This window comes from Loktanella sp. D2R18 (genome assembly GCF_003318235.1).
GTDB lineage: Bacteria > Pseudomonadota > Alphaproteobacteria > Rhodobacterales > Rhodobacteraceae > Yoonia.
Genome location: NZ_QOCG01000029.1, coordinates 61,011 through 84,214, shown reverse-complemented (window position 1 = coordinate 84,214; position 23,204 = coordinate 61,011). Strand labels below are relative to the sequence as shown.

General features: G+C 54.4%; 20 protein-coding genes, 1 tRNA gene and 1 pseudogene. 14 read left to right on the top strand and 8 right to left on the bottom strand.

Annotation, left to right across the window (positions count from 1 at the left end; all coding sequences use genetic code 11):
- Positions 1-532 precede the first annotated feature (532 nt).
- From DS901_RS13420 to DS901_RS13385, 8 genes and pseudogenes are all read left to right on the top strand, one after another.
- A complete protein-coding gene (locus tag DS901_RS13420) occupies positions 533-808 on the top strand; it encodes a helix-turn-helix domain-containing protein (RefSeq protein WP_113777434.1) in 276 nt (91 codons plus the stop codon).
- Positions 809-1,038: 230 nt separating this feature from the next.
- On the top strand, positions 1,039-1,239 hold the full coding sequence (locus DS901_RS13415) for a hypothetical protein (protein WP_113777433.1): 201 nt from the start codon (positions 1,039-1,041) through the stop codon (positions 1,237-1,239).
- Positions 1,240-1,251: 12 nt separating this feature from the next.
- On the top strand, positions 1,252-1,563 hold the full coding sequence (locus tag DS901_RS13410; RefSeq protein ID WP_113777432.1) for a hypothetical protein: 312 nt from the start codon (positions 1,252-1,254) through the stop codon (positions 1,561-1,563).
- A gap of 2 nt (positions 1,564-1,565) precedes the next feature.
- Positions 1,566-1,787 (top strand): hypothetical protein, encoded by a 222-nt coding sequence (locus DS901_RS13405; protein WP_113777431.1) that lies wholly within the window; start codon positions 1,566-1,568, stop codon positions 1,785-1,787.
- Between the two features lie 2 nt (positions 1,788-1,789).
- A complete protein-coding gene (locus tag DS901_RS18905) occupies positions 1,790-2,053 on the top strand; it encodes a hypothetical protein (RefSeq protein ID WP_113777430.1) in 264 nt (87 codons plus the stop codon).
- Complete coding sequence (locus tag DS901_RS13395; RefSeq protein ID WP_113777429.1) at positions 2,054-2,296, top strand: hypothetical protein; 243 nt, start codon at positions 2,054-2,056, stop codon at positions 2,294-2,296.
- 537 nt (positions 2,297-2,833) lie between these two features.
- A complete protein-coding gene (locus tag DS901_RS13390; RefSeq protein WP_113777428.1) occupies positions 2,834-3,805 on the top strand; it encodes a DUF6236 family protein in 972 nt (323 codons plus the stop codon).
- 404 nt (positions 3,806-4,209) lie between these two features.
- A pseudogene (locus DS901_RS13385) lies at positions 4,210-5,228 on the top strand (IS110 family transposase).
- A 329-nt stretch (positions 5,229-5,557) separates the two neighbouring features.
- Here the strand turns inward: DS901_RS13385 and DS901_RS13375 are convergent.
- From DS901_RS13375 to DS901_RS13360, 4 genes are all read right to left on the bottom strand, one after another.
- Positions 5,558-6,274, bottom strand: coding sequence for an Abi family protein (locus tag DS901_RS13375; RefSeq protein WP_113777450.1), 717 nt, complete (start codon positions 6,272-6,274; stop codon positions 5,558-5,560).
- Between the two features lie 78 nt (positions 6,275-6,352).
- Positions 6,353-6,880: a helix-turn-helix domain-containing protein gene (locus tag DS901_RS13370; protein ID WP_113777427.1), complete on the bottom strand. Its 528-nt coding sequence runs from the start codon at positions 6,878-6,880 to the stop codon at positions 6,353-6,355.
- 553 nt (positions 6,881-7,433) lie between these two features.
- Positions 7,434-8,240, bottom strand: a complete 807-nt coding sequence (locus DS901_RS13365; RefSeq protein ID WP_258546732.1) for a tyrosine-type recombinase/integrase — start codon at positions 8,238-8,240, stop codon at positions 7,434-7,436.
- 295 nt (positions 8,241-8,535) lie between these two features.
- Positions 8,536-8,622, bottom strand: a tRNA-Leu gene (locus DS901_RS13360).
- Between the two features lie 112 nt (positions 8,623-8,734).
- On the opposite strand from DS901_RS13360, the gene lipB reads away from it, so the two are divergent.
- From lipB to DS901_RS13345, 3 genes are all read left to right on the top strand, one after another.
- Entirely contained in the window at positions 8,735-9,406 is a 672-nt protein-coding gene (gene lipB / locus DS901_RS13355; RefSeq protein WP_258546734.1) for a lipoyl(octanoyl) transferase LipB, read from the top strand.
- A 138-nt stretch (positions 9,407-9,544) separates the two neighbouring features.
- Entirely contained in the window at positions 9,545-11,485 is a 1,941-nt protein-coding gene (locus tag DS901_RS13350; RefSeq protein ID WP_113777449.1) for a TonB-dependent receptor, read from the top strand.
- Positions 11,486-11,598: 113 nt separating this feature from the next.
- Positions 11,599-12,600, top strand: a complete 1,002-nt coding sequence (locus DS901_RS13345; RefSeq protein ID WP_113777424.1) for a hypothetical protein — start codon at positions 11,599-11,601, stop codon at positions 12,598-12,600.
- 66 nt (positions 12,601-12,666) lie between these two features.
- On the opposite strand, the gene DS901_RS13340 is transcribed toward DS901_RS13345, so the two are convergent.
- Positions 12,667-13,830 (bottom strand): Hint domain-containing protein, encoded by a 1,164-nt coding sequence (locus tag DS901_RS13340; protein WP_113777423.1) that lies wholly within the window; start codon positions 13,828-13,830, stop codon positions 12,667-12,669.
- 113 nt (positions 13,831-13,943) lie between these two features.
- Positions 13,944-14,360 (bottom strand): VOC family protein, encoded by a 417-nt coding sequence (locus DS901_RS13335; RefSeq protein WP_113777422.1) that lies wholly within the window; start codon positions 14,358-14,360, stop codon positions 13,944-13,946.
- A gap of 86 nt (positions 14,361-14,446) precedes the next feature.
- Here DS901_RS13335 and DS901_RS13330 point away from each other — a divergent pair, with 86 nt between their 5' ends.
- Both DS901_RS13330 and DS901_RS13325 read left to right on the top strand, forming a co-directional pair.
- Positions 14,447-15,739 carry an O-acetylhomoserine aminocarboxypropyltransferase/cysteine synthase family protein gene (locus DS901_RS13330; RefSeq protein ID WP_113777421.1) on the top strand — a complete coding sequence of 431 codons (1,293 nt, stop codon included), beginning with the start codon at positions 14,447-14,449 and terminating at the stop codon, positions 15,737-15,739.
- A 109-nt stretch (positions 15,740-15,848) separates the two neighbouring features.
- Positions 15,849-18,464, top strand: a complete 2,616-nt coding sequence (locus DS901_RS13325; protein WP_113777420.1) for a hypothetical protein — start codon at positions 15,849-15,851, stop codon at positions 18,462-18,464.
- On the opposite strand, the gene DS901_RS13320 is transcribed toward DS901_RS13325, so the two are convergent.
- Entirely contained in the window at positions 18,461-20,068 is a 1,608-nt protein-coding gene (locus DS901_RS13320; protein ID WP_147249932.1) for a tetratricopeptide repeat-containing sulfotransferase family protein, read from the bottom strand. The two genes, DS901_RS13325 and DS901_RS13320, sit on opposite strands and share 4 nt — an antisense overlap.
- A gap of 174 nt (positions 20,069-20,242) precedes the next feature.
- Here DS901_RS13320 and DS901_RS13315 point away from each other — a divergent pair, with 174 nt between their 5' ends.
- A complete protein-coding gene (locus DS901_RS13315; protein WP_113777448.1) occupies positions 20,243-22,123 on the top strand; it encodes a monovalent cation:proton antiporter-2 (CPA2) family protein in 1,881 nt (626 codons plus the stop codon).
- Here the strand turns inward: DS901_RS13315 and cobT are convergent.
- Positions 22,120-23,130: a nicotinate-nucleotide--dimethylbenzimidazole phosphoribosyltransferase gene (gene cobT / locus DS901_RS13310; protein WP_113777418.1), complete on the bottom strand. Its 1,011-nt coding sequence runs from the start codon at positions 23,128-23,130 to the stop codon at positions 22,120-22,122. The genes DS901_RS13315 and cobT overlap by 4 nt on opposite strands.
- Between the last annotated feature and the right edge of the window lie 74 nt (positions 23,131-23,204).

The following is a 23,204-nucleotide window of genomic DNA, read 5'->3' as shown; positions in this document are numbered from 1 at the left end:
CGCGCGTTGATCGTTGCCGCAACCGCGTCGTAGCAACCAAACCAACCGACGATGGATTTCATATGGGCGCGGGAGAGCTTCAAAAGGTCAGTCATTCGAAACCTCGTTTCCTTTGTGAGCGACGACCCGTGATTCATAAGGGCGGCATGAAACAAAACGTCGGTCATTTACTTTGTGAACGCCCTCAATCATCGGGGATCCTCCGGAATACTGGCAAAATCGTTTACCATCGGCCTCGCGTGCAACTTTACAATCAAATCCGCGTCCACGGGGAACCCCCGCGCAGCTCCGCACTCGATAACTTGCGCATGAAATCCAGCAGGTATCGCATTGCTCAACGCCCATTTATGGACGCGATCAGCGCTCACCCCAACTTCATTCGCCAAGGTGCGCCGCGACGGCCACATATCGATCAGGTCTTTGGTACTACTAATCATCTGCATGATTGCGACAGTTCTGGAAATTACTTCCATTTGTCAACAATGGAAATTACTTCGATAGACATTTCTTCCAGTATCGATATGTTTCAGGGATGAAGATTGATCTCGAAGGCGTCGGACACCGACTGGAAACAATACGCACCGTACTCCACCTTCCGAAAGGTGAATTCGCCAAGTCATTCGGCGTCGATCCATCTAGTTATTCCAAGATCATCAAGGGCGAAAAGCCCTTGCTTGCCGAAGCTGCATTTCAAATATCAGAGCAGTGGGGCGTTACGATGGACTACATTTATCGCGGACGCCTTCTAGGTTTACCAGAAGGTTTTGCTGAAGATTTGCGTAAGTTCAACGCAACCAGCCATCTGTAAGCTCGATCGACCGACACTCCAGTTATGCTGCAAAATCTAAGCAACAACCAATCACTGGTGGGGTATTTTGCAACCATGAATAACTTCCAATCATAGAGTAGCTCCGCTAGGTAGCGGCGATTACTTGCGCATACACCACATGATAGTGGAAATATATTCCATTAATTAATTGACAATGGATATATTTTCCATTCAGTTGCAAGCCATCATATCGTGATGGAGTAACAAGAATGCAAAACCGAAACGTAAGATCCATCGACGTAAGCCACGCGACCAATCCCTTTGACATTGCCGCAAACCCGCAATGGTTTCACACCCGCAGCCTGCGCACGCTCGCTTGGGCGGCTCTAAAAGCGGATCGCGGTCAGACCGTCCATCAGCACCGCCTGCAGGTGATGAACATCGCGCAACCGTCCAGCCCAACAACATAAGGAATTTGAACAATGATAGGGCTTACCCCAACGCCAAACTATCCGCTTGCCGCGCAACTCGGCATAGACATCGCAGCCATGATCCAGCACTTCCAATGCTGCGTGGCTGAAAGCATCGACAATCTTGATGGCTGCGACGCGGAAACAGAAATTCGTAAAGCCGTCGTTACACACGGCGGAACGCTGATCGAACCCACGTCGCAATGGGGGCCGCTCGAAGTACAGTTATCTTTGATAGGCGTCAGCGCATCAGGCGCAACCATCGCCGAAGCCGGACGCCAATGGGTCAAGGCCGTCAGCCGTATGACGACAGCTGCGGCCTAACTATGAACGCTGCAAACCGCCCTGCCCGCACCACGCACACATCGCACGCAGACACGCGCCTGGGCTGGGCGCGCGGCATTCTCGCTGACATAGAAATTCATTCAGATGCGCGCATCCGACGCGCCTGCAAAACAATCCTGACGCACAGCCGCGACCACGCAGAGCGCCAACTTGCAACGGATCTGCTCGCGATGCTCGCAGCCAGCGCCACAGCGGACAAGTGACGATGCAACAACTTGATCCTTGTACAGCGCCCCTCGCTACACAAACGCCACCTGCCATAGGCCACAACAGCCAACAAGCCGATGAACCGTTCGGCCTACGCGCAGCATGGCTGCATTTTGCAAACATGATCGAACTGCGCCGCCTGGCCCAGCTTCACGGGCGGATCAACCGCCGCAAACAAAGCCTCGATGAATTGGTGGCCGAACGCCAACGCATCATGAACCGCTGCATCCGACGCATGCGCCGCCAGCAGGGAAAAAATTAGATGACGCAAACGTTAATCGCCGTTGATGTGGTGATCTTGGAAAATCTAACCGATGAAATTCGACGCCTGCATCAACGCCTTGACGCCGCCTTGATTACACCGCGACCAGAATGGGTTACCGTAAAAGAATACGCCAATCACATCGGGCGTAGTGAGCGAACGGTCACACGCCGGATCGACTCCGGTGAACTCGATGTCAGGCACCAATGCGGTGTTCGCATGGTTCGCGTTGGGACGGCCTAACCTTTATCACCTCATGAAATTACGGCCCTAAGCCGACATTAGGCATCCCAAGAAACGAGCGAACCAGGTTCCCCAAAGCGGACTATGGGGCACGGCGCAGCATTTCGGTGGGGCCGATGTCTGCTGTGCGGAACTGTGTGACAAGCACTAGGTGACATCATTGATATTGGAAAAATTTGAAGATTGATGTCCAACCTAGCCGTCAACTGCTTCGACATCAATTCATCAAATTCAGTCTTCGCCATGCTACTTCTCCTATATGCAGGTGAACTAGGCTCAGCCTAACCTGCTGGGTGAAGCAGCCGGTACATCCCATTAGCTGACATTTGCCCTACCTTCGAGATGCTGCGGTCGAAGCCCACATTGCCGACATTCGCTGCAGTCCTGCAATCATGGAGGCAGCGAACTCACAGTTCGCGGAACAAAGTGCGCTTTCGCTGCGTCTGCCTCGATGGCCGCAATGTTTGACACTTGCCAGAGCTAAGCAACTCTGCAAGCTATGGTACTATCATAGTCTAATGAGGATGGAGGGCTCCATTGGAAAAAAGAGGTCTAATTCTGACTTATCCTGTCGGTATACAGGGCGATGGTGCATTTTTGGAACTTGCGAGCCTACCTGCTGGCACTCTTCCAAATATACCTCCGTACAATGGTCGCTGCGAATACCTAGAAGGTGGTGCCCGATTTGCGAATGATGTAGTCGCATTGCCGGACCCAGGTGAATTAAGGCGTGCTATTCTCTATTGGGATTTCGTTTGGCGGCCAGAACTCCGTTTTGTTCCGGGAATTGTAACTACTGATGAGAAGTTTTTGGTCGAGTGTGGCGTCTACAGTGTTGATCCCGCGTCTTGGATCAAGCCGGAACCTTGGCCAGGCCTTTCTGACTACATAACTGAGACTTATCAAAGCTGTTTTGAGCGGGAAGAAGAAACCGACCCAGGTGCTTGGGTTGTTTCGCATGGAGAAGGTGGTCTTGACATTCAACCCAGTGACTCATTGCAATCTGGGCGAGGAGCTGTTGCAAAACTCTGCCGAGCGCTTCCCGTGCCGTGCGAAGATGTTCCACTTCAAGATTTACTGGAATTTCGTCAGCGCAGGAAAGAAGAAATAGATAGTCTGAGATTTGAAATCGATGGCCTCTTTTCTAGAGTTGTTAACTCACAAGATACCGATTTTGAGTTTCGGCGTGCGGTGTCCGAAATTGATCAAAAATGTGCTGATGTTGTCAAGGTTGGCAGAGAATCAAAAATTTCATTCTCGCTAAGCGATGTATCGTACAATTTTTCCTTTGAGTTCAACTCGGCAAATCTCCTCATGACTAGTGGGCTTGGAGCGTTAATTGGGACAAATTTTGAAATGCCGGTGGTCGGAGCTGCAATTGGAGCCGGAACTTCGGTGTTTAAATTCGGATTGAGCCTTGGTGGGGGGGTGAGGCGAGCCACGTCATCAATAGAACATGCTTTGACCCCTTATAGGGTGGTTAGTAGAATAGTTAATGAAACAATTTAGATCTTTGCTTGCATATCGCCTTAGCCCAAATTCGCATTAGAGCAGACCTGCATCTTCTATGCAGCATCGGTCAATCAGGGCTCGTTCCGGACCTTATGCCCGTATCGTTCGGCATTGGGTCACGTCGATCGGGCTTGACCCTCGTCAATGTTGCAGTGCGGACCATCGGACCATACTTTAGCTACGACTGCAAGACCGACAATATTCTAATTCGAGGTTCGCGGACTTATGTTCAACATTGTAGAGCCGGGTAACGAAAATCGAATTTTACGAAGGACAGACGCTTCCGGCGCAGCTGCGCTGCGACCCGTCGAACCTGATGGGGTGGATGGCTCCTGCTCCAATCGGCGTCGCAATGCGCCATACTGCAGATGTCCATATCTGCTTATAGGAGGAGCCACCCAATGCAAGTTACCACAATCGGCCTTGATCTGGCCAAGAACGTTTTCCAAGTTCACGGGATAACCCAAGACGATGAGGTCGCCTTCAATCGACCTTTGCGACGGGCGCAATTGTTACCGTTTTTCTCCAAGCTTGATCCGTGTCTGATTGGTATGGAGGCTTGCAGCAGTGCTCATCATTGGGCGCGCGAGCTGACGAAGTTTGGTCATGACGTTCGATTAATTCCCCCGATGTATGTCAAACCATACGTGAAGCGGGGCAAGTCTGACGCGATTGATGCTGAGGCCATATGTGATGCTGTCACGCGTCCTACGATGCGGTTTGTTGCGATCAAGACGGTTGAACAGCAGTCCCTGCTGTCGGTCCACCGAGGGCATAGCCTCTTGCTTCGCCAGCGCACCCAACTCATCAATGGCCTGCGCGGAATGGTCGCCGAATTTGGTGTGTTCATCCCGAAAGGGCTCGCACGGATCATCGATTTTGCCGAGAATATCTTGGCTGGAGAAGTATTGGACCTGCCTGATATTGTGAACGAGGTGATCCATAATCTCTGCGAACACCTTATCGCCCTGCATGCTCGGGTCCGCTGGTACGAAGACCGCCTCAAACAGGTTGCGAAGGAAGACGCTCGGGTGAGATTGTTACGGACCATTCCGGGCGTTGGCGCTGTGACAGCATCCGCAATTATTGCCAGCATTGGTGACGGACATCAGTTCAGGAATGGACGGGAATTTGCTGCTTGGCTGGGTCTGACGCCAGCGAACAAATCCAGCGGTGGCAAAGAAAAACTCGGGCGCATTACTAAAATGGGTGATCAATACATACGATCATTGCTCGTCGTCGGTATGACATCGCTTGTCCGACAGACGAGATCGCACCCGGAACGGGCAAGTAAATGGCTGACGTCATTGCTGGAACGCAAACCAGCCCGCGTCGCGACTGTTGCCTTGGCCAACAAGACTGCCGGATCGTCTGGGCCGTTCTGACCCGCAACCAGCCTTACACGCCGCACACTGCCTGAGAGGAAAGGAACAATGAGTTAGCAAGACCCGCGAGATGATGGTGCATAAGTCTGCCGCCAAAACCAAGACACCCCGCCGAATGGCGCGGGCATTATAGCCCGATAAGCTGATAGGGACTTGGTTTGCGGAACCCATCAGGGCCAGCGGTCAAAACCGCGCAAACAGGCCGGACACATGACTGCTTCTGACAAATGCACAAATCGGATCAAAAATGTCTTGCTATGCAGGAGCCACCCACACAAGCTATTCGTGAATCTTGCAGCATTTTCCCCGAAATTGGCGATGTCAGCATGAACGGGCTGCAACTGACGTTACGCAGGCGCTTTCGTCAGAACCTTACACTCGGATCGTTTGACGGCAGAATCAGAAGTTCAGGCACACGACAATGCGCCTCCATCCATGCCTTCTTGTGTGGGCAAACCCAGCCCATGACATCTAGGATATTCTGATAATCCTGTTGCAGATGGCGCTGAAAGATTGGCTCATGGTGCGCGATCCTGTTCCTAAATGTGCGCAAATAGTCGAGTGGGGTGTGTGCTCCTGTCCGGTTCAAGCTTTTTGCATGAGGGAATGCACGGCGAAGTGCAGGCCTCCAGAGCGTCATCTCATAGTTTGCTCGGCGGCTTCTTGCAGCATCCATGTGACCTCCACGACCCAACATAGAAACCCAAAACCCAAGGGAAAGGCCAGCAATTACATGCGGCGGATCGACTGGGTAGCGACTCCTTTGAAGTTCGCCTTTCGCTTGCGCAATCCTTTTGTTCGCGCCGTTGTCCAACCCGGTCACGGCGTTGTCATACCACGCTGCACCATAAGCGACAGATAGTTGTGCGTGCATCGAGTTTCGTACAGCTACTTCAAGAGCTTGCAACGGCCCGTAAAAACCTGCACTCACCGCTGTGTTCCAAGTATACAGGCGTGCTGCTTGCTCACGGTCACCACCTGCTGCACCAAGATAGGTAGCAAACCGATCCGCCGAAAGCGTTGCTTCGAGTTCATTCAGAGCGTCCGCACTATAGGCATACCCCTTGACATCTATGTCCATAACCTGCATATCACCCGTGTTCGCCCCGGACCCGCCTCTGCCCTAGGTATGCGCCCGGGGCTCAGCATTTTTAGGGGGTCATTCCTCTTTGTTGCTACCTGAAACTTTCATTGAACTCCGCTTGTAACCGCGCTTAGAGACAGCGTTGCGTTCTTCCTTTGCGTCGGCTTCGACGCTGCTGAATTCAGGTTCCAGTTCCTTCAACCTTTTAACCAAACCCGACAAATCGTAGATGTTTGTCTGCTTGCCACCGTGCGCTGCGCGGCGTTCGATCCTCTGCACATACCCTGCCTGCTCAAGTTCCGCGATGTAGCGACGCACTTGCCGCTCACTGAGGCTAAGCCGTTCAGCCAACCTCTTTACACTGGGGTGCGGCTTTCGAGCGTCATCCCACCAGAAATCGCAAAGCTGCATAAGTACGGCAAGTTGCGTCGGGTTGAGGCCCAATCGTTGCTGAGCGCGTAGCAGTAAGGAAGGGACAATGCAGAACCCGAGATCAATGACCTTCTTTCCCCACTTGCGCTCCGACGACATCCCGGCCTTCGATTTTGTCGGGCGGAGTTGCACGACCTTTTCATCTTTAGTATCTTCTGTTTTATCTGACATGACAGTGCCCTTTCGCTGTCTCAGTATATCGCACTGAAATACTTGAATTTCAACGTGCGAGCACCGGACATTAATGACCGCACGGATCGGTCGCACATATCCGCACCCTGCGGATGGTAATGTCCGGTAAATAAGAACCATTCACCTAGCATCCGTGAAGCCGGACGAACGAGTATACGTTAGGTCCGGTCGCAGGTGTCAGGAGGGTGCATCTTCGACCCCTTATTTTTCGGTCCAAACAACGTCCTGCATCTAAAGCGAGTTGAGCGCCCCAGCTGCGGCCGTCTACATTCGGCCTGCGCAATATGGTCCAGCTGTACCGCGATCTTCACGCCCTGTTTCATAACATGATGAAACGAACTGCTCATTTGCGACCTTGATGCCTGCTGCAGCATGGGGGGGTGAGCTTGAGCCGTGAATAGCCGCTTTAATGTCTTTGACAGAATGCCTTTGCTGGTGCAGCAAAAGCCCGCTCTCCGCCCAACTAGTCGCGATAAACCTTCCGATATTAGGTGAGAAAAGTGCCTCAGATCATTGGTTTCGCATTAAAAAATTACCCTAAACGCTGCGCAATAGACGCTGCAGACTCGTTGTAATAGGTCATTAACTGAGCAACATTCTTATGACCAACCATTCGCGCTAAGTCCAACACATCCAGCCTGCGTGCCAGCTTTGTAATTGCTGAATGACGCGCGTCATGAAATGTCAGACCGACGACGCCTGCCCGATCACGCAGCTTGCGCCATAGGGCATCACGCGACGTTGCGTCCAGATCGAATATAGGATCCGCGTGAGGCAGCATCCCTAACAACCGCACCGCCTCACTTGACAAAGGTACGTCTCGCGATGTCCCGTTCTTCGTCATCGGCAAATGCGCAACGCGACTTTCAATATCCACATGCGCCCATGTTAACTCTAATATCTCTCCCGACCGCATTGCAGTTTCGATCGCAAAAAGAAATGCATGAAACGCCCGCGCCGTTGCATTGGAGAGGTCGCCACCCGCTGAAATTGCCAACGCTTCAAGTTCTCGGTCGGACACCAAGCGATTACGCGGTGCAGGCTTGGCCGGACGCCGAACCTCAGCCATCGGGTTACTAACGAGATAGCCCCATTCCTGGCGGGAGATTGCAAGAACGCCGGACACCAATTCCATTTCTCGCTTGACCGTTCCGGGTGAAACTTCACCTAAGCGCTGGTCACGCCAAGTTGCGAAATCAGACGGCGTTAGATCAGCCATTAAGATTGAAGCGAATGCATCCTTGCGTAGCTTGCGCAAACGCACAACCTCCCAGCGCTCGCCACGCTTCTTGGGTGACACTTCGCTGGCATAGCGATTAAATGCCTCACCCAGCGTCACGGTTGCGCCTTTCGGCCTGCAGTCAGAAATGAGATATTCTTCGCGCGCCGCCCAATCTTTCGCCTCCAACTTAGAAACGAATGACTTAGACTTTCGCACACCTACGCGCATCACCTGTGCCTGCCAGCGTCCACTGGGCAATTTTCGAATGCTGGCCAATTACGAATCCTTCGTGAATTATTCGTAATTGTTTGTCGTTTCATGACTGGCAGGCAAGGACAAAAGCCAAGGCTCCATCAAGAAATTCAATTAATAAAGGGGTTTGTCATCTATACGTTGTCACCGCGTGACAAACTGGTGCGGTCGGGGGGACTCGAACCCCCACGAGTGTTACCTCACAGCGACCTCAACGCTGCGCGTCTACCAATTCCGCCACGACCGCAAGTCATTAGCTGGGGCGCTTCTAGTGCAGCGTTCCCCGCTTGCCAAGTGCAAAACGTCACATTCCACTACCATCCCAAACCGGGGGTGACATTTTCTTCCATGGCCACCATATCAGGCAGGACAGGGGACAAGACACGATGGTTGAGTGGATCATATCTGACGGGCTAACCGACTATGAAGCGGCGCTGGATTTCATGGAAAATCGGGTGGGTGCGATTGCGCGCGGTGAGGCGGAAGAATGTATTTGGCTGTTAGAGCACCCGCCACTTTATACGGCGGGCACGTCGGCGAAAGCTGAAGATCTTATTGATCCAAATCGGTTTCCTGTGTTTGAAGCCCGGCGCGGCGGTGAATACACCTATCACGGGCCGGGGCAGCGGGTTGTTTATGTCATGCTGGACGTAACAAAGCGCGGGCGCGATGTGCGCCAATTTGTCAAGGACCTTGAAAACTGGGTAATCGCGACACTGGACACTTTCAGCATCACGGGCGAAATCCGCGAGGGCCGGGTTGGCGTCTGGGTTGAACGCCCCGAAAAGCCGCGCCATATCGACGGCACCATGCGCGAAGACAAAATCGCAGCTCTTGGTATTCGACTGCGCAAATGGGTGTCATTTCACGGGATGTCGATTAATGTTGACCCGGATCTTAGCCACTTTAGAGGCATCGTCCCCTGCGGGATCAGGGATCACGGCGTGACAAGCCTTGTTGATCTCGGTTTGCCCGTGACGATGAACGATCTGGATGTCGCGCTGCGCAAGACATTTGAATCAGTCATGTAGCTGTTGTGCCACATCGTCGCCTTTTGGGGCTGCGACCACTTTACAATGCGGACGCGCGGGCAGATGCACCGACGCATCAGCAAGCCAAATGTGTCACGTGACCTTAGCAAGCAACTAATACTTGCCAAGGATTACAAAATGACCATCGCACCACGGCGCACAGCGCTTTCTCTCCTAATGTGCACGGCTGCCTCTGTCGGCTATGCGCAAGACGCCACCATTACCAATTTGGACACGCTTCGCATTGAATCGCTTGAGGCCCAAGCGACGCTCGGGAACGACCAGATTACGGCAGAAGAAATCACAGACCGCAATGCGGCAACGATTGCCGATGTCTTTGCCGGTGAATCGTCAGTTACAGCCAGCGGCGGCGCGGCCATTGCCCAAAAGGTGTTCGTCAACGGGATCGAAGAAAGCCTGCTTTCCATAACTATCGATGGCGCGCGGCAAAACAAATCCGCATTCCACCATACAGGCAACGTGCTGATTGACCCTGCCCTGCTGCAATCGGTAGAGGTCAGTGCAGGTCTTGCGCCCGCCGACCAAGGCCCCAATGCCCTTGCAGGCTCAATCAACTATACAACCAAGGACGCGCGCGACCTATTGGACGGTGATGATCCCTTTGGCGGCATGAACACACTAACCTACGGTGACAATGGGCTGGGGTTCCGCAACACGCTGACGCTTTTTGGTCAGCAAGGCGGATTTGAATATCTTGTCAGCGGAACACGTGCCAGTGGTGACGATTATGAAGACGGCGATGGCGACACTATCCTTGGGACAGGTGCCGACTTGACTGACTTTATGGCAAAGCTCGCCTATACGACTGAAGACGGAAAACGCCTGAGCTTCTCTGCGTCAGAAACCACCGACGACGGTTTGCGCGCGTCACAAAGTGGGTTCATCCGCCCCGATTTCGCCGAGGTCATTGGCCGCGATTCTGAACTTTACGAAGCCCTTTCGCAGCGCACATCCTATACGCTGACATATGAAGACGAGAGCCCGTCAGGAGTGTTTTCACCCTATCTTCAGCTGAGCTATAACGAGCAAGCCATGGATGTTGGGTCGCTTTATGGCGTCAACACCAGCCTGAGCGGCGTTGCCAAAAACGAATTCCAACTGAACAACGGAACCATCACTGCCGGGCTCGACTTTTTTCACGAAACAGCCGAAGGCTATGACAACACCGTCGATCCACGCATTTCGAGCGGCAGCGAAGAATTGTCAAATATCGGATTGTTTGTTCAAGCACGCCAAGACTTTACCAATCGCCTGTCTGCGTCTTACGGTATGCGCTACGATTTCGCATCCTTTGACGCAGCGGACGGATCAACCTTCGAAGACGATGGCGCAAGCGTCAATGGATCGGTTGATTATGTCGTCAACAGCAACTGGACGCTGAATGCCGGAGTCGCCTCAAGTTGGGGCGGGTACGAGCTCGGCGAAGCTGCGCTTGTTAACTATGGGACAGATTGGACCTATGACGGGCTTACTGCGTCACGCGCAAATGCGGCTCGCATTGGGGTGCGCTACGAGAACGGCCCATGGGCTGCAAAAGCGGCCCTGTTCAACACCGAAATTAGCGATATCAACGCGGTATTGCCTTCTTCTGGGGACCGTGGCGCAACGAACGATCTTACATCGCGCGGGTTCAACGGGTCCGTCAGCTACCAAGCGGGCTGGGGCTTTGCCACGCTGAACTACACCTATGCAGACGTACAGGTGGACGATGAAACGATTGCAACAACCGCCTATTACTTGGGGCGACCAGTCGGGCATATTTTCGGATTGGAAGCCGCATATGATGTCACAGACGCATTAACGCTCGGAGGCACAGCACAAATTGCGCTTGTCAACAAAGACACCGCCGAAGAACTGCCTGCCTATGAGGTCGTAAATGTCTATGCCAGCTATAACCCAGCTGCGATGGACAATCTGACTGTGCGCCTTGACGTCCAAAACCTGTTTGATGCCACATATGCGTCGCGCAGCTCCGATGGGCTTGATATTTCATCTAACGTGGTTGCCCTGACGGAACCGGGTCGCACGATTAGCCTAACAGCGTCACTTAAATTCTAAAACAACGCGGTCCCGTATCACAACGGGGCCGCACACCGTTTGCGCGATAGTTGCTTCGCACAAGGCGAAAGGTGTAGATAGCTGACCAGTACAGACCGGAAAGCAAATCACCCATGGCCCCCCATCACGACAGTGACGCGCAGTTTAACATCGTGATTATTGGGCAGTCTGGGCGGCTCGCTTATGAAGCGCTATTATTTGCGGCCTCCTTGCGCCATTTCTCACCGACATTTACGGGCAAGCTAATTGTCGCGGAACCGCAGCCCGGCCCGCGCTGGGACAATGATCCGCGGATGCCGGGCGACGTCAAAGACGCGCTTATTGCGATGGGAGCCGTGATCCAACCATTTGAATCCCGTCATTTCGGCAGCAGCTACCCCCATGGCAATAAAATCGAATGTTTGGCCGCATTACCTGCTGGCGAACCTTTTGTCTTTTTTGACAGCGACACGATCATCACAGACGAAATCACCACCCTGCCCTTTGATTTCACGCGTCCGTCCGCATCCATGAAACGTACCGGAACCTGGCCCGTAGAAGAGCTTTATTGGCCCGGCTACACCGCCATCTGGAAATCGCTTTATGACCGGTTCGATCTGGATTTTGAAAGCAGTCTGGACCTGTCAAAACCAGATGAATTCTGGGAACGCTACCTCTATTTCAATGCAGGGTGGTTTTACGGCGCCGATCCGGTTTCCTTTGGAGAACGCTTTACAGATTTTGCCCTATCCGTACGTGACGATCCCCCGACAGAGTTGGTGATTCAACCGCTTGACCCTTGGCTGGATCAAATCGTGCTCCCGCTGGTGATCCATTCCTTTGACGGCGGGCGGCCCGGCCCAGCGCTGGATGGGCTTGATGGTAACGTCAGTTGCCATTACCGGGTGCTGTCGCTGTTTTACGCCCGCGAAAGCGACGCGGCGATCAAAGCACTTGAAACCGTCGCGGCACCGAACAAAATTAAGAAGGTGCTCAAACAATACGACCCATTCAAACGGATGATCTTTCAAGGGCGCGGTCACAAGGTGCGGGCGTTGTTCGACCAAAACAATCTGCCGCGTCACGAAAAAGCGCTGCGCAACAAGATCAAATCCGCAGGATTTTGGATGCGCTAACATCAATAGCACATGCCTAAAACGCGATAGATAACACTGGAAAAAATGTCCCGCACTCAGAATAGACTAGCGCGTATGAGATTGAAAAAGTTCCAAGAGGTCTTTGTCATTTTTGACATGGCGCGTGACAAACTGTTTTTGGGCCTTACCCGAAGGAACCAAATACATAGTTTCTGCCCCCCCTTCCTCGAGCTGTGGGAAGATGGTTAAAATTTCGTCTCTGGCCGCGACTGGAATCGCTTTGATACCTTCGGCGCCGGGGTGCAAGCTTTCACTCGGTGCTCCTTCCGCGAAAATCACCTCATGTGCATCAAAAAGCATGTGAACATATGTGACTTCGGTAACGCTATCATCAACGTAAATACCGGGAAGTGCCGTTAGCTTGATAGCAGAAATCAACACATTTCGTTTGCCAAACATACGCTCGGCCACCTTGGAAGACGCCAAAATGCGGTGCTGTCGCGACACAAGCAAGTCACGTTCAGGCAGACCGCGCCCTAAAGCACCCGCAGTTATCCGAACAGGTTGCAAATTGTCACATGACGTTAGACTGGCCTTGCAAAAATGCCGGATACCAATCCAACGGATGGGTTTATACTCTCCGCCAAAAGTTTGAACCATATCACCCACTTGCAACAATTCGACGGGCCGCGAGCCCTGATCCGTGGCAATCAGCGTACCGTTTGTATAGCAAACAACGTTCAACGTCGCGTCATCCACGCCAATCTCGATACCGTCATAGTTTCCCGAACTTGGTCCCTGATCACCGATCACACCAATAGACGTAACCGGGATATTAAATGTGATCTGACCAATACCACCACCAGTATAGGTGCCTCCGCCAGACACTGTACCGGCGGTCGCTGCGCCAGTGCCGTCATTAATAATATGGTCTGGCCCAGTGCCAACATTCACAAGCGTCGCGTCGCCATTCGCGATCAGAACTTCCAAATCGACGATAACACCATCGACGAGAATAAAATACGATTCCGTTGCATCACTACCCTGAAACAAGACTGATGCGCCCACAATCGGTTGAGAGAATGTGACTTCCACCCCATCTCTGGTTCCCGAGCTATTTGCGTAAACCTGGGCGGAGTTATTGCCATGATTGGAATCATTAAGACCATTCGCGCCGTTGGTCACTTCATACGAAACTGTCTCACTGCCGACCGTGATCGTACCCGTCGCACCGAGCGTATAATCGTTGATATCATCTTGGAATGCCATATTGGCCTCATTCTGCTAACTACTCGCTTCAATAACACGACTAGGCCCGACACAAAACTGTTTGGTTCCAAACATGTTAAGTAGGCAACGTTTGGTCTATGAGTGGCTAATATTTACCCGTTCGCGAACACGCCACTACTCTCGGAAAATCCCTTAACCTCAATCGGATTGCCGGATGGGTCGCGGAAGAACATTGTCCATTGCTCGCCCGGCTCTCCTTGGAACCGAACAGATGGTGCGATGATGAAATCTGTTTTGCGCGCCTCAAGCCGTTCGGCCAGTGCATTCCAGGCCTCAAGCGGCAGCACCACCCCAAAATGCGGCATCGGCACCATTTGGTCCCCGACTTTACCAGTCGGCGCGTTTGGGAATGGCTCCCCGATATGCAGGCTCAATTGGTGCCCGAAAAAATCGAAATCAACCCAAGTTGGGGCCGACCGCCCCTCAACCGCGCCAAGTGCCCCGGTATAAAAATCCCGCGCCACATCAAGATCAGTGACGTGAAATGCAAAATGAAAGGGGACTGGCATCTGGTGGCTCCTGTGATTGACGCGACCCGCTGGGCGGGTAATGTCTGCCTACACAAAACGCAGCGCGTTATCAAAGGGAGAGAGACATGACTGACGGTCAACAACTGGGGTTCGACACGCTCCAAATCCACGCAGGCGCAGAGCCTGATCCGGCAACAGGCGCGCGTCAGGTGCCGATCTACCAAACAACGGCCTATGTATTTCGTGATGCGGATCATGCGGCGAAATTGTTTAACCTCGAAGAGGTCGGCTATATCTATTCCCGTCTGACCAACCCGACGGTGGCCGCGTTGCAAACACGTATTGCAGCCCTCGAAGGTGGCGCAGGCGCTGTTTGTTGCTCGTCCGGTCACGCGGCCCAGATCATGGCGTTGTTTCCTTTGATGGGACCGGGGCGCAATGTTGTCGCCTCTAGCCGTCTTTACGGCGGGACGATCACCCAGTTCAGCCAGACGATCAAACGCTTCGGTTGGTCCGCAAAATTTGTCGATTTTGATGATCACGACGCTGTGGCTGCGGCGATTGACGACGACACGCGTGCGGTATTTTGCGAAGCGATTGCAAACCCTGGTGGCCATATCAGTGATCTTGATGCGATATCTGCCATTTCAGACGCCGCGGGCATTCCCCTAATCGTAGATAACACCACAGCGACCCCTTATCTGTGCAACCCCATCGCGCATGGGGCAACATTGGTCGTGCATTCGACCACCAAATACCTGACTGGCAATGGGACGGTCACAGGTGGGTGCGTTGTGGATTCGGGTAAATTCGACTGGATGGCCAACGACAAATTCCCCTCACTCAGCCAACCGGAACCCGCCTATCACGGGCTCACCTTTGCCGAAGCTTTGGGGCCGATGGCCTTTACCTTCCACTCAATTGCGATTGGGCTGCGTGATCTGGGTATGACCATGAACCCGCAAGCTGCGCACTACACATTGATGGGGATTGAAACCCTGTCTTTGCGGATGGAGCGCCATGTTGAAAACGCGCAGAAGCTGGCGCAATGGCTCAACGATGATCCGCGCGTTGACTATGTGACATATGCTGGCCTGCCCGGATCCCCATATGCGGATTTGGTCCCAAAAATCTGTCCCAAAGGTGCCGGTGCCTTGTTCACCATCGCGGTCAAAGGCGGCTATGATGCCTGTGTGAAACTGGTTGATAGCCTTGAAATCTTTAGCCATGTCGCGAACTTAGGCGACACCCGCAGCTTGATTATTCATTCGGCCAGCACCACCCACCGGCAGCTCAGCCCTGAACAACAAGAGGCGGCAGGCGCAGGGCCCAATATCGTGCGGCTGTCCATCGGGATCGAGGACGCCAAAGACCTGATTGCCGATCTTGATCAGGCGCTGACAAAAGCGACAAGCTGACACATCACAAACCCGTCCGCGCCCTTGGCGTGGGCGGGTTGTTGCTATAGGGTTTGGCGGCAAGGCAAATCGCGTTTTGTCGCCACCATCAATATGCTAGTTTCCACCTATGACAACAAATTTTGCCCTATCGCTATCATTCGAAGGAATCGAGCTACTTCACCGCGTCACACGCGGCTGGAAACAAGTGGGCACAGCCGCCATCGACGATGTCGATCTCGTTGATAAGCTAGCTGGTTTACGGACAAAGGCGCTCGAAATTGCGCCAATTGGCTTGACGACCAAACTGATCATCCCAATGGATCAAATCAAGTATGTGGCCATTGATTCCACCCGGACCAACCTTGATGACATCCATGCCGCGCTTGACGGTGCGACACCATATGACCTGAACGAGTTGGTCATCGATTATGAACGCTCTGGCGGGCGCACCCATATCGCCGCAGTTGCGCGCGAAACATTGCAAGAAGCAGAAGCTTTCGCCAGCGCCCATCGATTTAACCCGGTTGCCTTTGTTGCCGTACCGGAACCGTTCACCTTCCAAAAAGAAGTTTTCTTTGGCGCGACATCTGAAGCCGCGCAAATCCTTGGGCCTGACGTTTCCGTAGAACGCGACCGATTGCCCGTGATGAAGGTGGGCACACGTGTGAAATCGCGTCTACTGATCATGGACACGCTGCCCGATGGAATCGCAGAGGCTGAAACGGCTCTTGATCTGCCCACGCAAACAGTGCGCCAAGCTGATTCAGAACGGGCTTTGACAGAGGTTGAAACCGTCGATACCCCTGCGGAACCTGATCCGGCCACTGTTTGGATCGACCGCATTCTTCCGGAATACGCAGCGCCAGACGCGCCCGCAGCCCCCCCCGCGTCCGCAGTCCCAAGTGCACCGCCGGTTTCTACGCCTGTTGAACCATCCGAAACGATCCTTTGGGTTGACCGCATTGTGCCAGAATACCAACCTCCGCGCGCCACTGAGGTCGTCGTAGATGACGCGCCCCCCAAAGAAGCAACGGTCGTGGCGGCGCGTCCTGTTATCGCGCAAAGCCCCGTCTACGCTGATATCAGCGGCATGAATTTGATCATCGCAGAATATCACCCTGCGACCAAGGCTTCCGCAAAGCCTGTGCTAACGGCAATCGCACCAACGATATCCGCACCCGCCGCTGCGGCTTCGCTGACGGCAACAAAACCGCAATCCACCCCACAACCGCACACCCGGAAGAAAGCGCCGGCTGTGGTGCTTGGTCTGGCCGCGAGCGTCGCCGCAGCTGCTGTCTTTGCATGGTCACAATCGGGCGGGACCGCGCCAGATGCACCGATTACCCCGCAAACGCTAACCATCACAACAGAGGCGACCGTCGAAGAGGCCCCCAGTGCAATTGAACCTGTGACTACCACCGAGGTCGGGCCAGTTGTGCCAGTGGTTAATATCTTGCGTATGGCGCCACCCGCGACGGGCCCGGCATCAGTTGTTATTCCTGCTGCGGACACCGCCCCGACAATCCCTGACGCACCTGCCATAATTGTCGCGGCCAGCACTGGCCTCCCGCCGCAACTTGATACGGCTTCTGCGCAGCAAGAGACGCCACGCGCTCCGCTCGCAGCGGCCGAACCGCGCGGTCAAGTCCTTAGCCCCGCCGAAGCGCAGGCCGCATATGAGGCAACAGGTGTTTGGCAACGCGCCCCACGTCTGTTTGACACACCCCGCGTCCCGCAAGATGTCGCGGTCACACTGCCCGCTTTCATTACCGCGGGAGCACGTGCGCCCCAGCCGGAAGGCCTCGATGATGATGGCATGGCGCCTGAGCTTAGTTTCCTTGCGCCTGCAAACCCGCCTGCTGCCGATGTTGTTTTTAACATTGATGAAAACGGCCGCATCGTCCCAACCACCGAAGGTACCGTGACCCCAGAAGGGGCCATTGTTTATGCCGGGCTTCCGGATCTCACGCTGCGGGAACGACCAGAACTAACCGAAGAACAATTGGCACGCATGGCTGTTCTTTCGGATGTGCCTGAGGGTGTGGTCGTCATCTTGGGCAGCCCCGATATCGTGCCACCAACACGGCCCGACGACATTGCAACACAGCCAGAGGAAGCAGACGACAGCACGGCCACCGCAGGCGCGGTTGGGCTCGATGGGCTGCAATCTGAGCCGACAAATTTCGCGACCTTTGCGCCGCCAGAGGGAACCGCCCGTCCACGCACACGCCCCGATGGTTTGGTACCGCCGGCCCCAATCGCTGACCCAAGCACGCCTGATATCACAGCCATTTTAGAGGGGATCATCGCCGAAGATGGCAGTCAGCCCTTCATCGAAATGACCCCGCAAGCCGTTGGCACATCGCTGCGTCCAACCGCCCGCCCACGCAACTTTGCAACTGTCGTTGCCGCCGCGCGCGAACGCCAAGCCGCACAGCCAGCGCCCGCCGCAGCACCGGCAGCTGCGGCAACAGTGGCGCCGCAAAACTACGCCCCCGTGCCCGGTGGCGTGGCCGTGGCCGCAACACAAGAGGATGCAATCCGGTTACGCGATTTAAACCTTATTGGGATTTACGGACGCCCCAATGCGCCACGTGCGCTCGTCCGGCTTGGCAATGGGCGTTACGTACATGTCGAAGTGGGTAGTGATCTTGATGGCGGTCAAGTCACAGCGATTGGGGATGGCGTGCTAAACTACGTAAAACGTGGCCGCACTGTGGTGCTTGAAGTGCCCGGCAGTTAACTGGCAGCGTCATCCGGCGCAAGCGGCCCCAAGGCAACCCGCAAAGGCTGCAAATGATCTGCAAATTTTTGCGAGCGGCGCAGCGAGGTTTTATAAATCGGCTGGCGCACTTGCCACCGCGACGGGGTGTGGACCAGTCGTTCGGTTGTGTGGAACGCCAGACACGCGTCGTCCCACGGCACCCCGATCCAGTCGATCAGCGTCCGCGATGCCGTGGCTTGATCTTCGATTATCTTCTCGTAATTGCAGTCGTAAATGCGTCCGGGTAGCACCGCGTGCCAATGCGCCATCAAATCGTCGTAAGCCCGGTAGTAGCGCCCCAACGTGGCCAAATCCTGATTATACCCGTGTTCATCGGTAAACAGCTGGGTAAAACACGACACGCAAGTATCCATCGGGTCGCGTTTGCAGTGAATGATTTTCGCATTTGGAAAGAGAATTGCGATGAACCCGAGTAGTTCGAAGTTGTGGGGCATCTTGTCAACGACAAAGACCGCATCACGGCTATGTCGTTTCAGTGTCGCAAGGTACCGCGCCGCCAATTTGCGTATCTGCGTTTCAGACAGGGACGCCAGATTGCGATAAAACTTATCTGTATTTTGATTCCCAAACCCTAGCTCTCGGGCCAGGATACGTATGTCCGGCAATTCCCCCGCCCCAGCCATTTGCCCATGGCTGGCCAAGATTTGTTCGACCAATGTCGTGCCCGAACGTGGCATGCCAACAATGAACACAGGGCGAGACGACGGATGCCCTAGCCCATGCATCGACTGGAAAAACGCTGCGCTGAACCTTTCCTTTATTCTCTCAAATATCGCCAAATGCTGGTCCAGAGGAAAGCGTTCCGCGTCTTCTTGTTTGCTCGCAAGGAACTGTGCAAACCCTGCGTCATATTTATTTTGGTCAACCAAGGCCTTACCCGCAGCATAGCGCAACGCGCGCCGCGCTTTGGGCGGCATATCCTCAGTCTCTAATAGCGCAACCATCTGCGCAGGGATCGGATCATCAGGGGTAAATACCGTTGTGTAGCCAAGGCTGATCATCGCCACCACTTTGCGCACATCAGCGGCAATGGCTGTTCGGTATACCTTTGCGGCCTCATCCATGCGGCCTAATGCGACAAGCACATCCGCCCGTTCCATTGCCAAAACGATACTTTCGGGATCAAGCCGGAGCGCCTTTTCAAATGCGTCTAGCGCGCGATGCTGCTGTCCCAAAGCCAGTTCGATCCGCCCCAGGACAACCCAAGGCTTCGCAATATCGGACTGCAAGCGGATCGATTTTTGAATGCTTGATCTTGCCAGTTCGGGCTTACCATCCAAAAGCTGCGCATTGGCGAGGTTCAGCAGATACATTGGCTGGCGCGGCGCGTATTTCACTGCATTGCGTAAACTTTTCGTAGCCGCAGCGGTGTTGCCGCCTTCAAGTGCAAGCAATCCCATAAGGTTCAGCGCATCTGGTTGTTTTGGATTGCGCTGCAAGACTAATTTATAGGCCTGCTCAGCCCCCAAACGATCCCCTGCACGTTGCGCATTCAGCCCACGCGACAACAAAGATTTTGTCTGTATATCGCGGCCCAAGGGCAGCTTATTTGTCTGTTTCAAAAGACACCCTTTCGCTTTCGCCACGCGCCGCCTACAACGGCCTGCCCACACATTATCCCGGCGCGTGATAGAAACCAATGTCAGGCAGCGCTCTCTGGCCTAAATCTTTAAAAATAGTCCACGTGACAACATCTCGCGTTGCGTATTCAAATGCGTATCGCCATATCTGATGGCATGGAAAACTTTCTTCTTCAGGCCACGATCTACCTAGGCGCCGCTGTCATTGCGGTCCCGCTTGCCGCGCGGCTGGGTCTGGGATCAGTCTTGGGTTATTTGCTTGCTGGGATCGTCATTGGCCCGGTGACCGGGTTGGTCGGGACTGAATCGCAGGATATCCAGCATTTTGCAGAATTTGGCGTCGTGATGATGCTGTTTTTGATCGGGTTAGAATTAGAACCGCGCACCCTATGGGACATGCGCAAACGGCTGATCGGATTGGGCGGGTTGCAGGTTGTTTTGACAATGCTTGCGGTGATGGGCGTAAGCATGGCGCTTGGCTATGATTGGGCCACCTCGCTTGCGATTGGGATGGTCTTTGCGCTGTCATCAACCGCAATCGTTTTGCAAACACTGACCGAGAAAAAGCTGATGCAAACGGGCGGCGGGCGGTCAACATTTTCTGTGCTTTTGACCCAAGATATCGCTGTAATCCCGATGCTGGCGCTTTTGCCGCTGCTAGCCGCGCCCGCAGTCATGACGTTTGCGCCGGATGGGTCCATGCATATCGCGACCGACGATGCACATGACCATGGTGCGATCAGCCTTGTCGAAGGGCTGCCCGGTTGGGGCGTGACATTGGTGACCATTGGCGCTGTTGCTGCGATTATTTTAGCAGGGGTTTTCCTGACGCGCCCCGTGTTTCGCTATATTCACCATGCGCGGTTGCGCGAAATGTACACGGCTTTGGCTTTGCTGCTGGTTGTCTCCATCGCGGTTTTGATGGGGATGGTTGGGTTATCGCCTGCTTTGGGGACGTTCTTGGCGGGTGTGGTGCTTGCCAACTCTGAATTTCGGCACGAGTTGGAAAGCGATCTTGAGCCGTTCAAAGGGCTGCTCTTGGGGCTGTTTTTCATCACTGTCGGGGCTGGGATCAACTTTAACCTCTTTTTTGCAGAGCCGATGTATATTTTGGCGCTGACCCTTGGTGTGATGGCGATCAAAGGGATCATCCTTTACGGGCTTGGGCGCTTGTTCAAACTGAAGGGCAAAGACCAATGGCTGTTTACCTTAGGGCTCGCGCAAGCGGGTGAATTTGGTTTTGTGCTCGTGTCATTTTCATCGCAGCAAGGGGTGATGTCTGATGGGTTGGCCGGGCAGCTGCTGCTGGTGATTGCACTGTCGATGCTGATCACACCGCTGTTGTTCATCGTCTACGATCTGCTCAGCCGCACGATGACCGACCCCGACGATCCGCAACATGATGAGGTTGACGAACAAGGCACCGTGATTATCGCGGGGATCGGGCGGTTTGGCCAGATTGTGAACCGTTTGGTGCAAAGCGCGGGCTTTAAGACCGTGGTGATCGACAGCAACCTGCAAACCGTACAAATGATGCGCAAATTTGGGTTTCGCGGGTTCTTTGGTGATCCGACCCGTCCTGATTTGCTCAGCGCTGCCGGGTTTGACGATGCCCGTGTTCTGGTGGTCGCGATCGATAACAAAGCCTCAGCCACGAAATTGGTCGCCTATGCCCGCAAGGCCCGGCCGGACTTGCACATTGTCGCGCGCGCACGTGACCGGGTGCATGTGTATGAACTTTATGACGCGGGCGCGAATGATATCGTGCGTGAAATGTTTGACAGCTCACTGCGCGCAGGGCGTTACGCGCTTGAAAACCTTGGGCTCAGCGAATTTGAAGCCGCAGAGGCCGAGCAGACATTCTACCACCACGACCGCACGACCATGCGTGAACTTGCTAACTTCTGGAAACCCGGCGTGCCCGTTGCTGACCTGCCTGATTACGTGGCCCGCTCGCGCGAGCTGAACGCAGGTCTTGAGACGGCTTTGGCCACGCGCCAACAGGCCAACGAAAACAAAGAGAATAAAGAAGACTAGCCGCCGCTTACGCCGGCTTCGGCGAATGTGACCATGCCCGAATGGCAGGCAATCGCGCCTTTCAACACGCCGATGGCCAACGCAGCCCCCGATCCTTCGCCCAGCCGCAAGCCAAGGTTCAAAAGTGGCTCTTTGCCAAGTGCGGCCAAAAGACGTGCATGGCCCCCTTCGGCGCTTTGGTGCCCTGCGACCGCGTGATCAAGCGCGCCTTCGCTTGTCTGTGCAAGCACACCAGCTGCCGCACAGCAGATAAAGCCATCCAAAATAACAGGAATACGATGGTGGCGTGCTGCCGCTATCGCACCGGCCATCGCGGCCAATTCACGTCCACCGACGCAGCGCAATGCCTCTAGCGGATCATCCATTTTGTAAAGCGCAAGCGCTTGGGTAACAACGCCCGCCTTACGCGTCAGCCCCGCATCATCAACGCCCGTGCCGCGACCAACCCAATCAACCGCAGCGCCGCCAAAGACGGCGGCGGCCAAAGCGGCCGCAGACGTGGTGTTGCCGATGCCCATTTCACCTGTCACCAAAAGATCGCTGACAGGGTCAACCGCCATCCAGCCGATTTGCAGGGCGGTGACCACTTCGGCCTCGGTCATTGCGGGGCCTTGGGTGAAATCAGCCGTGGGCGTGTCCAGTGACAGCGCGTGGACCTGCATACTGGCCCCAAATGCCTTGGAAAGCTGGTTGATCGCGGCACCGCCATGTTCAAAATTTGCCACCATCTGTGCGGTCACTTCGGATGGAAAGGCCGAAACACCTTGTGCGCAAACGCCATGGTTGCCGGCAAAAATAATCACCTGCGGCGCGTCTATCTGTGGCTTAGGATTGCCGCGCCAACCCGCATACCAAATCGCCAAATCTTCTAGCCGCCCCAGTGCGCCCGGCGGTTTGGTTAATTGCCCGTTGCGGTCTTGGGCCGCGTCTGTCGCTGTGGCATCAGCCTGCGGGGCCTTGCCCAAAATGTCGCGAAATTCGGAAAGTGTGGTGAAGGGCGCTTGCATCGGAACCTCGATATGTGAACTGTCGCCCTTATCTAACGCACGCACCACCAAAGAAAAGACGACAAAAGGGCATC